Origin of the sequence: Limibacter armeniacum (assembly GCF_036880985.1) — a bacterium.
In the GTDB taxonomy this organism is placed as follows: Bacteria; Bacteroidota; Bacteroidia; order Cytophagales; family Flammeovirgaceae; genus Limibacter; species Limibacter armeniacum.
The window spans coordinates 2297389-2310031 of record NZ_JBAJNO010000008.1; the positions used below are offsets into that span (position 1 = coordinate 2297389).

The window sequence follows — 12643 nt, forward strand, 5'->3', positions numbered from 1 at the left end:
TTCACGCAAAGATATAAAAAAGGCTATACATTTTAGTATAGCCTTTTAAAATCCTGTCGTATGTTCCACGCATTTGCAACAGAATGCGTGAGTTACCCTTTCAAATGAAGTTGGATTACTTGTTCCAAAACAGCATGAAGGTCCAAGGAATGTATATTATTCACTTGCTGACAAATCTCTGTAAGCAGCTTGTCCTGTGCTCGACCTTTTCTCATAGCCACCGAATAGGGCAAGTCTTCTCTAAATGTGACCATCGAGTATTTTGAGTCAAAGTTTTCAAAGTTTTGCTCCAAAATAAGGTCAAGATCTTTCTTTTTCTGGTAAACAGGGTTGGCGACATGATCCCTCATTTCGTAGTAGTTTTCTTCAGCAAGTTCTCCAATGGCATCGGTATCTGCCTTTCGCATCATCTGGTATGTGTTCAAAACCAGGTTCCAGTCAGGTCCCAATTCTTCGATCAACTTGTCCAGAATCAAGCAATCCTCAAACGCACAATTCATTCCTTGTCCATAAAAGGGAACAACCGCATGGGCTGCATCTCCAATCAATAGAGCCTTGCCATTTACCTGCCAAGGATAACATTTGATGGTCGCCAAAGCGCTGGCAGGATGGTTTTGGAAATTTTCTACAAGGTCAGGAATGTGTGGTATTACATCAGGAAATTCTTTTTCGAAAAATGAGGTAATAGCTTCAGGATTGTCCAGCTTTTCAAAACTGTCCTCACCATCAAAAGCCATAAATAAGGTAGCGGTAAAACTTCCATCTGTATTGGGCAGTGCAATCAGCATATAACTTTTTCTGGGCCAAATATGCAAGGCATTTTGATCCATTCTGAAACCTCCGTTTTTATTGGGGGGGATATAAAGCTCTTTGTATCCATGTTTAAGGTAATTTTGGGAAAAGGTAAACCTTAGTTTTGGAGCGTGATGATACATCTCATTCCTGATGGCAGAGTTTGCGCCATCTGCTGCAAGGGTAACATCAGCTGTTTCTGAAAAGTGTTGATGGGTTAGCTCATCAACAAACCTGACAGTTCCTGTTTCTAAGTCCATGCCTTCACACCGTACATTGAACCTTAATTGTAAGTTGGGGTAAGACTCTGCTGCATTGAGCAGTATTTTATTGAGTTCTCCTCTAGAAATAGAATTGATATAATCATTGCTTCTTCCACTGTAAGGCTGAAGGTCCAATTCACCTGAAATAGGGTGAATTAACCTGCCAAACATGGGAATGGCTTTACTTAAGATCACTTCATCTAACCCAACTTTTTGGAGAGCAGCAATTCCCCTGTCTGAAAGCGCAAGGTTGATAGATCGCCCTGCCGAAATATCTACTTTACGCATATCAGGTCGCCTTTCATATACTGCTACTTCAAAGCCTCTTTTTGCCATCATGATTGCCAACAGGCTACCTGCCAGTCCTGCACCTGTAATGATAATTTTTTCCATAAGTCAAATTGATCAGTATTGGGTTAAAAATTTATGCCTTGAGGCTTCGGTCTTTTTTCGAAGGGATGAAAAAGTCCTTTTCGATTCCTAACCACTCAAGTGCACTTCCATGTAGTAGACTTTCCTTTGTGATCAGGTCGAGATCAGCTATTTCCCTGATTAGTTTTCCCGGTTCCAATTCACCTAAAGGGAATGGATAATCTGACCCTAAAGCGATCCTGTTGGGTCCTATCAGGTTAATCAGGTATTTAAGGACCTCAGGGTCGTGAACAAGAGAGTCAATAAAGAATTTACCCAAATAGTCTTTGGGGCTTGTTCCATTGTCAATGGCACAAAGGTCTGGACGTACGTTAAAACCGTGTTCTATTCTTCCTATTGTAGCAGGGAATGAGCCTCCGCCATGTGCAAAGGCAACTTTTAGGTTGGGGAGTTTTTCAAATACACCTCCGAAAATCATGGAGCAAATGGCTAAGGATGTCTCAGCAGGCATACCAACTAACCAAGGAAGCCAATACTTCGGCATTCGTTGTTGTCCCATCATGTCCCAAGGGTGGACAAATATTGAAGCGCCTAACTCTTCGGCAGCTTCAAAAAATGGCAGTAAGTTGTCATCACAGAGGTTCCAGTCATTTATATGGGAACCAATTTCAACTCCAGCCAGTCCCAGTTCCTTGACACATCTTTCCATCTCTTTGATCGCCAAATCGGGTGCTTGTAATGGGACCGTGCCAAGCCCGATGAAACGATCAGGGTAATTGGCTACCACACTTGCAATATGATCATTCAGAAAGCGGGAGACATCCAGTGCATGTTGTGGTTGGGCCCAGTAGCTGAACATTACTGGTATGGTGGACAGTACTTGAACATCTACCTGATGGTGGTGACATTCTTTCATTCGGGCTTCAGGTGACCAACAATTATCTTGAATTTCTCTAAAGAAAAGGTCATCCTTCATCATTCTGGCGCAACAGGGCTTGTGGTGTTCTAGCCTTATAAATCCTCCATAACCGAATTTTTTCGCAAAATCAGGTAGCTTCTCAGGGATAATATGTGTGTGAATGTCTATGGTGAAAATCTTGTCCATGTGGAAAGTAGTATGTCGTGAATTGATATTTCCTATACGATGAAAGTATGAGTGACAAAATCGTCACTCCGTAATTTTGAGTGTAGTAATGGCTGTACCAGAGTCCAGGTTCCGTTAGAAAGCTGGATACTTAGGTTGACTTATGATTTAGCTTCGGCAGGTTTTTTCGGTGGTTCCATTACATGACTACAGGATGTGCAGGTCCTTTTGGCCTTGTCCTGATAAAACTGTTCAAAAATAATGGGTAGTTGCGTGACAATATCGCTAACAGCTATCGGTTCACGATAGAGCTGATGACCACAGCTTTCACAATACCACTCAAATGCGTCTTTTACACCTTCAGGGCGCTTAGATTCTATCACCAGTCCAATTGACCCAGCAGGACGTTGAGGGGAATGAGGGATTTTGGGTTGTAATAGAAAGACTTCACCTTCCTTGATTGGAATATCCTTAAACTCACCATTGTCGATTATCTTAAGGGTAATATTTCCTTCGACTTGGTAAAAGAACTCAGGAGTTTCATTGTAGTGGTAGTCTTTTCTTGAGTTAGGACCTCCAACAATCATGATGATAAAAGCACCATCTTCATAGACTACTTTATTACCTACTGGTGGTTTAAGCAGTTCCCTGTGTTGATCTATCCATTGTTTTAGGTTTACGGGAGAGAAAGGGTTTGTTATTTTATCCATCATTGTTTGGGTTAGTATGAGAAATAGATTGAAACCCTAAGCCATTAGGAATAATGGCTAGGGTTTCGGGATATTCTTAATCGATTGTTGCAATTACTTTCAGCTCAACGGCAATAGGTGTAGGGAGGGCATTGACTTCAACAGTTGTACGGCAAGGTTGATTGTCCTTGAAATACTCCGCATAGATCTCATTGAATTTTGCGAAGTCGTTTTTCATATTGGTTAGAAAAACGGTTACATCTACGATACGGTCCCAGCTTGAACCTGCATCTTCCAATATCATTTTGACATTTTTGAAAACGGAATGACATTGCAGTTCTATATCGTAGGAGAAAATTTCACCAAAAGTATTGAATTCAACGCCAGGTATATTGGGTGTGCCTTTCTCTCTTGGTCCTACACCAGAGAGGAACAGCAGGTTGCCTACTTTTTTTGCATGAGGATAGGCTCCTACTGGTTCGGGAGCATTTTCTGATTCAAAGTTCATTGGTTATATTTTTAATTTTTAAAAAGAAAATTACCTGTAACTGATACAGACATTTTTTGGCTCTGTAAAAAAGCGTAAAGCTTCCCATCCGCCTTCACGACCCACTCCAGAGTGCTTGATTCCGCCAAAGGGAGTTCTAAGGTCTCTAACCATCCACCCGTTTATCCAAACTATTCCAGCTTGAATTTGAGCTGCCATATGGTGAGCCCTTGACAAGTTTTCAGTCCAAATGGTACTAGAAAGCCCATAGCCTGTACTATTGGCATAAGAAAGAGCTTCATCTTCACCGTCAAAAGGCATAATGGTTACAACAGGGCCGAAGATCTCTTCCTGATTGGTGCGACAGTCTGCTGGTAAGCCCTCTATGACTGTTGGGGCGACAAACCAACCTCCCTGACATCTACCTTCCATTTGTATAACATTTCCGCCAGTGAGAACCTCACCACCTTCTTCTTTGGCGAGTTCGATGTAGCGCATCACTTTTTCCATATGGGCTTTTGATACAAGTGCACCAAATTGTGTTTCGGGATTATTGGGGTCTCCAACTGCAAGCTGTTGGACTTTCTCCAGAAAGTCTCTCTTGAACTTTTCATATATCGATTTCTCAACCAAAATACGGGAGCCACATAGGCATATCTGTCCCTGATTCGCAAAAGATGATCGGATGGTAGTTTGCAGCATCTGGTCATACCTGCAATCAGCGAATATGATATTGGGGTTTTTTCCACCCAGCTCAAGGGAAAGCTTCTTAAACATGGGCGCAGCTTGTGCAGCAATTCTTGCTCCTGTTGCTGTGCCACCAGTAAATGAAATGGCTTTTATTTCCGGATGGCTTACAATAGCTTCTCCAGATGATTGTCCATATCCATGAATGATGTTCAATACACCTTTTGGTAACCCTGCCTCGATACAAATTTTTGATAGTAAAAAGGCTGTCATGGGAGTCAATTCGGATGGTTTGGCAATGACACAGTTACCAGCAGCAAGGGCAGGGGCAATCTTCCAAGTGAACAGGTAGAGTGGGAGGTTCCATGGAGAAATGCAGCCAACAACCCCAATAGGTTGCCTGAGTGTATAATTGATGGCATTGGCATGTGGCATTTCATGGGACTCAGAGGCAAACTGAGTGAGTGCATTTGCAAAGAACTTAAAGTTGGATGCAGCTCTAGGAATATCTACAGTAGAAGCCAATGAGATAGGTTTGCCTGTATCTTTGGATTCTGCGGAAGCCAATGCTGATAGGTTTTCTTCAATCAATTCAGACATTCGTCTTAATAAGTCATGTCTGTAGTCAGTGGAGGTCCTGCTCCAAAACCTGAAAGCTTCTTTCGCTGCTATAACTGCTTGTTGGACGTCGTCCTTATCAGAATTGGGTATAAGGGCATAAGATTCTCCAGTCGCAGGCTCAAAACACTCGAAATAATTTCCATTTATGGGTTCACAAAGTTGTCCATCAATATAGTTTCTGATGAGTTCCATGATTATTGGGTTAGTGAGATCATAGTGACTTGGTTCTGCCGCCATCCACAGGTACATTTATACCGTTGACGTAGGCTGCTGACGGAGAGGCAAGGAAGGCAACCACTGAGGCGATTTCTTCTACTTCTCCAAACCTGCCAGCAGGAATTTCCATCTCCATCCGTTTTTGTACTTCCTCTTCAGAAATATTGTTCTTTTGACTTTGGCTCTGGACAATGGCTTTTAACCTTCCTGTCTTGATGGTACCGGGTAGGACATTATTGACCGTAATGCCAAACCCTCCTAATTCTGACGCTAATGTTTTTGACCAGTTGGCAACAGCTCCCCTTATCGTATTGGATACTCCAAGTCCAGGAATAGGTTGTTTTACAGAAGTTGAAATGATATTGATAATCCTGCCGTAGTGAGCCACTTTCATTCCTTGGATTACAGCTTGTACAAGTACTTGGTTACACTTGAGGTGCATTGTAAAAGCCTTTTCAAAATCGTCAAGTGTTGCTGTATGTGCAGGTCCGGGAGCAGGTCCACCAGTGTTGTTGACAAGAATATGAATGGTTTGAACCGAATCAAGGTAGGAATTGAGTTTGTCTTGCAAAAAGTGCGGGTTTTGAAAATCCACACAAAGGTACTTGTGTTGCTGTCCTGAGGGAGTGGGTAGTTCGTTTACAGTTTGCTGTAGACTATCCTCGTTTCTTGCTAATAGGGTTACAGTAGCCCCAAGCGTTGCAAGTTCTATGGCAGAGGCTTTCCCAATTCCCTGTGTACTGCCACATACAAGGGCATGTTTGTTTTCCAGGTTTAGGTTCATGTGTAAATGGTGTAGTTTATCAGTCCGTACTATAGTAAATAGTACTATAAACCGTTATGATTTTATTTTTCAAATAATATAATAATTGTAAGTGCTTTTAAAAAGGGAGGCAATAAAAAACCCGTACAGGAATCTGTACGGGGTATTTGTGAAGACAGCTGATAGCACTTTTCTAATTAGCCAAGCCATTTTAGAATTTGCTTCAACTGAGGAAGTCGTAATTTATAAGGAGCATAACGCACCTTGACATCGATGTTCAGTCCACGTTTCATTACACTTTTTGCATGTGAGAATGTCTTGAAACTGGCTTCGCCGTGGTAATTGCCCAGTCCGCTATCACCAACTCCTCCAAACGGAAGTGTGCTTGTTGCAATATGGACGATCACATCGTTGAGGCAAACACCACCTGAAGAAGTTCTCTGGAGTACTTCATTCTGTATTTTTTTACTCCTGCTGAAAAGGTAAAGTGCTAAAGGTTTAGGACCGGCATTGACAAAACTGATAGCCTCATCAATATTTCTGTATGTCAGTATCGGTAATACAGGGCCAAAAATCTCTTCTTGCATGGCTGGATGCTCCATATCCACATTGTCGATTACAGTCGTGGAAATATATTTGTCAGCAGCATCATAAGCACCGCCAATCACGATATCTCCTGTAATCATTTTGACAATGCGATGGAAGTGTCGGTCGTTCACAATTCTACCGTAGTCATGGCTAGCTTGTTGGTCACCGCCAAATTGCTGTCTTAGCTGTTGGCGCATCTCATCAATAAAAGCAGACTTAATATCTTCATGAACTAAAAGGTAGTCTGGTGCAACACAGGTTTGTCCTGCATTATAGGTTTTTCCCCAAATCACCCTGCGGGCTGCATTGGCTAGGTTAATGTTACTGTCGATGATTACAGGACTTTTTCCGCCAAGCTCCAAGGTGACAGGTGTTAGGTGCTTTGAGGCTGCTTCCATGATTACCTTTCCAATTGCAGTGCTGCCAGTAAAGAAAATGTAGTCGGATTTTTCTTTCAGAAGTGCAGTTGTAGTTTCAACCTCTCCCAAAACGACCGCCATAAAATCTTCTTCAAAAATGCTTTTGACAATTTTACAGATGACAGAAGCTGTAGCAGGAGCTAATTCTGATGGTTTTAATATAACTGTATTCCCTGCTGCCATGGCACCTACGGCAGGCTTCAGAAGCAAGTTTACGGGATAGTTCCAAGGAGCGATTATAGTGACTACCCCATATGGCTCATGGTAGATACGTCCTTTTGATGGAAAATGTACCAAAGGAGTTGAGACCCTTTTAGGTTTTGACCACTTGTTTAGGTTTTTGAGTGCATGGTCAATTTCATGGAGTGTCGTATAAAGCTCACTACTGTATGCTTCAATAGCAGGTTTTCCAAGGTCTTTGTGTAGCGCAGCCAATATCTCAGCTTCATGATCGGTTAAGGCTTTTTTCAGTTTCTTAAGCTGTGTTTTTCGATACTGAACTGATCGGGTTGCTCCAGTATTGAAAAACATCCTTTGACGTTTGAATATTTCCTGAATGTGGTCAAGAGAAGTTTCTATGTTAGTCTCAAATTGTATCATGGTTATAGTGCTATGATGAAGTTTTAATTTTAGTTAGCTTTTACACTGTCCCAACAGGAGTTGATTGCCTGGTTCATAAGCTCAGGGCTGATCTGATAATCTTCTACAAGTTGCAGTTTTGCAGTGGATATGATGTTGCCATAAAGTAGGGAAGTCATCAGTTTGGAATCCATTTCCCTTAGAATACCTAACTTGATTCCTTCTTCCAAAAATTGAATGACAGGCAGGTAGTGCTTTACGTTATCCTCTTTTATAGACTTTGAAATGAGTGGAGAGTTGGCATATTGTTCCAAAAAGACAAACTCTTTTGGGTTCTGAGTGAAATACAAAAACAGGTTTTGCCAGAATGCATAAAAGCGTTCTTTGTAATCAAGGCTTGTATCATCATCTCTTAAGAGCGCATTGCCCATTTCTTCCTTGAGAGTGGTGTACAAAGTATCAATCATTTCTTCTTTACTCTCAAAGTAATGGTATATGGTACCCGCCGCAACATTGGCTTGTTTGGCTACTTTAGACATTGGTGTGCCATGAAAGCCATTTTCAACAATCAGTTCCAATGCGGCATTCAAAACAGCCGCTTTTTTATCTACTACCTTCATTAATTGAATGTTCATTCGGTTTGTGCAAATGAAATGCATTTCGAAAATATAATCAAGACTTTATTTAAATCATGGTGATGATTTGAGTGAAAAGAAAGGCTTAATTTCCTAGTTTTCCCAAATTAGTGTACTATTGCCCCTGTGGTAAGTGTAATTATTTTTCACCCTGAAAAATCCGTATACTCTTCTGTTTTTCAGTGAATATACATTCATTTCTAAGGTTGAGTTGTGAAAAATTAGAACTTTTTATCATAAAAAATAAATTGAAAAATTTGCATTTTAGTATGCATGCATACTATTTTTAAGCCATAATCAGTCAATAAACCAAATATTTTGTCCGTACATAAAAATGACAGCCAATTAATCTATCAAGCTGAATGTACCTCAAAATTCAGAAAGACTGATCTACTTCCAATCAGTTAGGAAGTGTGATTTCAACTATTAATTAGCAATCAATAAACACGCAATTACTATGAAGATTCTTGTTTGCATCAGCCATGTGCCTGACACAACAACAAAGATCAAATTCACTGCCGACAACAAGCTGGATACAGCAGGTGTACAGTTTATCATCGGTCCATATGATGATTATGCTTTGGCAAGAGCTGTAGAGATAGCAGGTGAAACAAGCGGAACAGTAACCGTACTGAATGTAGGTGGTGCTGATACTGAACCAACCATTAGAAAAGCTTTAGCAATTGGTGCAGACGATGCAATCAGGGTAGATGCAGAACCTGTTGATGCGATGTTTGTAGCAAAACAAATTGTAGAGGTAGCAAAACAGGAAAACTATGACATGATCCTGATGGGACGTGAGTCTTCTGACTACAATGGTGGTCTGGTTCACGGTCTTGTAGCAGAAATGCTGGGCATGCCATCTATTGCGCCTTGTATGAAACTGGACCTGAACGGCAACACAGCAACACTGTCAAGAGAGATCGAAGGTGGTAAAGAGGAGTTGGAAGTTCAACTGCCATTTGTAGCAGGTTGTCAGGAGCCAATCGCGGAATGGAAAATCCCGAACATGAGAGGTATTATGTCAGCACGTAAGAAGCCATTGAAAGTGGTTCCAGCTGTTGATACTGAAAATGTTACTTCATATGATGCCTTCTCGTTACCTCCAGCTAAAGGAGACTGTAAGATGGTTGAGCCTGATAATATGACTGAACTGGTTCGCTTGCTGAAAGAAGAAGCAAAAGTAATCTAATTCTAGTGTCAAATTATGGTCATTTTATTTGGCCCTTTGATTAACTTATTTCGAATCCAATAAACATATTATATAGATGTCAGTACTTGTTTTTGTAGAGGCCGACAATGGCGCAATCAAGAAATCATCGTTTGAGGCTGTAACATGTGGTGCCAAGCTTGGTGATGTTACAGCTGTAGCAATGGGAGATATCAATGCGGGTGAATTGGAAGCCCTAGGTAAATATGGAGCAAAGAAAGTGTTGCATGCAGCTGATTCTCGTCTGAATGACGGTGTGATTGCTGCAACAGCCCTTTTGGTTGCTGAAGCTGCAAAGAAAGAAGGAGCACAAACTGTTCTTATGGCTCGTTCATCTTTGGTGGATGCAGTAGCTGCAAGAGTTGCAGTAAAACTGAATGTGCCTGTAGCTTCAAACGTAGTAGAGCTGCCTGATACTTCAGCAGGCTTTAAAGTAAAAAGAGGTGTATTTACAGGTAAGGCATTTGCAGAAGTGTCAATTCCTGGCGATAGCCGCGTAATTACACTGGCAAAGAATGCGGTTGCTCCTGAAGAAGTTGGAGGAACAGCAGCAGTGGAAGCGTTCGAGGTTAACTTCTCAGATGCGGACTTTGGTGTGAAGCGTACATCAGTACATAAACAAGAAGGAGATATCCTGCTTCCAGAAGCAGACTTGGTGGTTTCAGCAGGTCGTGGTCTGAAAGGTCCTGAAAACTGGGGAATGATTGAGGAGCTTGCTAAAACTTTAGGTGCGGCAACTGCTTGTTCTAAGCCAGTATCAGATATGGATTGGAGACCTCACCATGAGCACGTAGGACAGACAGGTATCAAGGTTAGCCCTAACCTTTATATCGCAGTTGGTATCTCTGGTGCGATTCAGCACTTGGCAGGTGTTAGCTCATCACGTGTGATTGTTGCTATCAATAAGGATCCTGAAGCGCCATTCTTCAAGGCAGCAGACTACGGTGTAGTTGGGGATGCATTTGATGTAGTGCCTAAATTGATTGAAGCCCTTAAGGCAAGCAACTAAGCACATTGTCAAATTTGAAGAAAATGCTTTTTGGTACTCCATCTGGAGTTAAGATTAGATGCACTCAAATACCTTTATAGGTTCGAGGATAAATTCATGATTGATAGTAAAAGCCAGGCAAATCTGCCTGGCTTTTCTTATTGAATGGGTTTGCATCCCTGATTAAGGGTTTTTTCGTAGTTCATTGGTTACCATTCTGATTTTTAGTTGAAGCCTGCTAAGTTCTTCATCTTTCATTTCAAACATGAATTTTGATACTGTATCATGATAGACTTCATAGGCTCCAATAGTATCACCCATCCTCATATAATAGTCACCCAATATTTCATTGTTCAGTGGGTTGTTGTGTAAATCAATTGAGTGGGAAACCCATTCATAAGCCTGATCCATGTTATAGCCTCTGTTGATACAGATTTGAGCAGCTCTGGCGTAAAGGTTCCAGTCTCCTTTGGATCCGTTTTCAACGGCTGACCTGATATACTCAATTTCTTGAGCCTTTTTCTTGTTCTTTTCCTTGTCATTGGCGTACGAAAACGACATTAGCATTACAAGGGCAGCAAATAGCAATGAAAATCTTCTGATAGTATTCATAGTAGTAGAGGGTAATTGGGGTTTAATTAATTTGACACGCATGCTTTGGTTACGAGGGCCAAAGTCTTTTAGAAATTTGATTTGTCAATGCCAAATACGTTGCCTTTTTTATTTAAATCACTGATATGTAGGTAGTTATATAATGAAAGTATTCTGATGATTAAAAAATTAATGCTCGATATTGAACACTCTTGTACAGTCTTGAAAATGAAGTAGTTAAAAGTGTGTTCTGTTCAAAATAACCTAAGAATAGTGATGTGTAGATTGTCAGATATGAATACAATACAGTATGAAATTAAGATATAGATTCAATGGTGTTAACGTAGGCTGTTATAGAGGTGAAAAAGTGCGGACATTTTTTCTGTTTTTGGACATGTAGATATTTTGCGATTTAAGACTGATTTATTGAGCAAACCTCGATTTCCTTACATAAGGTTGTTACTGCAGGTATATTATCCATTCAGATATTTTGATATATTTTTTCAACTATTCAACCACTACAACTCTTGATATGTCTTTCAAATCGTCATTGTAGCAATGTCCAATTGTGGTTTTTGATGTAGTACCTAACTATCATCATAAAGTCGTCAGCAACATCACTTTTGAACCTTGTCTCAGGCATTCAAGACTTAACCAAAATCCAGCAGATGAAAATTTCATTCAATTGTCAGTCATTTAATATTCATGATTTGGCTATTAGCTTAAGGGAAATGCACCAACTACGTGCAGAAAAAAAGAAGCTGAACTTGAGATTAAGCGTCGATAATTTAATCCCTGAACAAATTATAGGAGATGAAGCGAGGCTGCTTCAGGTACTGAATAATCTGATTGAGAATGCCATCAAGTTTACTTCAGAAGGAGATGTTTCGCTTGTTATCGAACTACTCTCATCTGATGAGCACTTTTTGACCATCAATTTTTCTGTTTCAGATACAGGAGAGGGGATACCACCTAATAAGATGGCGTTCATCTTTGACCCTTTCAATCAATTGGAAAGTGAAGTGAACAAGAATGCGAATGGAACAGGGCTTGGTTTGGCGATAACCAGACATATTCTGGAACAGATGGGGAGTTCTATTGAAGTGAAAAGTGAAGTTGGAAAAGGATCAAGCTTTACATTTAAAATAAGGTTTGAAAAGGAAATGCAGGTTGCATCAGATAATGCATCTTATGATAATGAAACACAAACCTTTGAAGAGGAAGGACACTTCAAAGGTAAAAATATCCTGATTGTTGACGACAATGATGGAAATTTGATGATTATGGAAGAGTTTGCCAATTACTGGGGGTTTGAGACCTATCTGGCAAAAGACGGAATAGAAGCGATAGACAAGATAAAAGAGCGGGAATTGGATATTGTATTGATGGATATTGCCATGCCACAAATGAATGGGTATGAGACTTCTCATGTGATTCGGAATGAAATGCAGATTAGTGGTGAGAAGTTACCAATAATTGCCCTTACTGCTGTGGCGATGGTAGGAACAAATATCAAAATCAGAGAAGCAGGAATGAATGATTATGTGACTAAACCTTTCAGCCATCAGGATTTGTTTAAAAAGCTTAAAAATTATCTAAACTGAGAGTAGATGAACATAACCAAACGATCTTATGTTTTTAATATAGTATAGTATAAGT

At 40.5% G+C, this 12643-nt stretch carries 12 protein-coding genes; 3 read left to right on the plus strand and 9 right to left on the minus strand.

Annotated elements, in window-relative coordinates:
- Positions 1-92 precede the first annotated feature (92 nt).
- The 8 genes from V6R21_RS15370 to V6R21_RS15405 form a co-directional block, all read right to left on the minus strand.
- Positions 93-1448 (minus strand): FAD-dependent oxidoreductase, encoded by a 1356-nt coding sequence (locus V6R21_RS15370; protein ID WP_334244515.1) that lies wholly within the window; start codon positions 1446-1448, stop codon positions 93-95.
- 31 nt (positions 1449-1479) lie between these two features.
- Positions 1480-2532, minus strand: coding sequence for an amidohydrolase family protein (locus V6R21_RS15375; RefSeq protein WP_334244516.1), 1053 nt, complete (start codon positions 2530-2532; stop codon positions 1480-1482).
- 140 nt (positions 2533-2672) lie between these two features.
- Entirely contained in the window at positions 2673-3221 is a 549-nt protein-coding gene (locus V6R21_RS15380; RefSeq protein ID WP_334244517.1) for a 3-hydroxyanthranilate 3,4-dioxygenase, read from the minus strand.
- A gap of 76 nt (positions 3222-3297) precedes the next feature.
- Entirely contained in the window at positions 3298-3708 is a 411-nt protein-coding gene (locus V6R21_RS15385) for a RidA family protein (protein ID WP_334244518.1), read from the minus strand.
- A 30-nt stretch (positions 3709-3738) separates the two neighbouring features.
- A complete protein-coding gene (locus V6R21_RS15390) occupies positions 3739-5187 on the minus strand; it encodes an aldehyde dehydrogenase (protein WP_334244519.1) in 1449 nt (482 codons plus the stop codon).
- Positions 5188-5206: 19 nt separating this feature from the next.
- The gene (locus V6R21_RS15395; protein ID WP_334244520.1) at positions 5207-5995 is read right to left on the minus strand and encodes an SDR family oxidoreductase; all 789 of its coding nucleotides are present in this window, start codon (positions 5993-5995) and stop codon (positions 5207-5209) included.
- A 176-nt stretch (positions 5996-6171) separates the two neighbouring features.
- Entirely contained in the window at positions 6172-7581 is a 1410-nt protein-coding gene (locus tag V6R21_RS15400; protein ID WP_334244521.1) for an aldehyde dehydrogenase, read from the minus strand.
- 29 nt (positions 7582-7610) lie between these two features.
- Entirely contained in the window at positions 7611-8195 is a 585-nt protein-coding gene (locus tag V6R21_RS15405; RefSeq protein ID WP_334244522.1) for a TetR/AcrR family transcriptional regulator, read from the minus strand.
- Between the two features lie 457 nt (positions 8196-8652).
- On the opposite strand from V6R21_RS15405, the gene V6R21_RS15410 reads away from it, so the two are divergent.
- On the plus strand, positions 8653-9387 hold the full coding sequence (locus V6R21_RS15410; protein ID WP_334244523.1) for an electron transfer flavoprotein subunit beta/FixA family protein: 735 nt from the start codon (positions 8653-8655) through the stop codon (positions 9385-9387).
- 76 nt (positions 9388-9463) lie between these two features.
- Positions 9464-10414 carry an electron transfer flavoprotein subunit alpha/FixB family protein gene (locus tag V6R21_RS15415; RefSeq protein ID WP_334244524.1) on the plus strand — a complete coding sequence of 317 codons (951 nt, stop codon included), beginning with the start codon at positions 9464-9466 and terminating at the stop codon, positions 10412-10414.
- 162 nt (positions 10415-10576) lie between these two features.
- Here the strand turns inward: V6R21_RS15415 and V6R21_RS15420 are convergent, their stop codons facing one another.
- The gene (locus V6R21_RS15420; protein ID WP_334244525.1) at positions 10577-11005 is read right to left on the minus strand and encodes a hypothetical protein; all 429 of its coding nucleotides are present in this window, start codon (positions 11003-11005) and stop codon (positions 10577-10579) included.
- Positions 11006-11652: 647 nt separating this feature from the next.
- Here V6R21_RS15420 and V6R21_RS15425 point away from each other — a divergent pair.
- A complete protein-coding gene (locus tag V6R21_RS15425) occupies positions 11653-12588 on the plus strand; it encodes an ATP-binding protein (RefSeq protein WP_334244526.1) in 936 nt (311 codons plus the stop codon).
- Positions 12589-12643 lie beyond the last annotated feature (55 nt).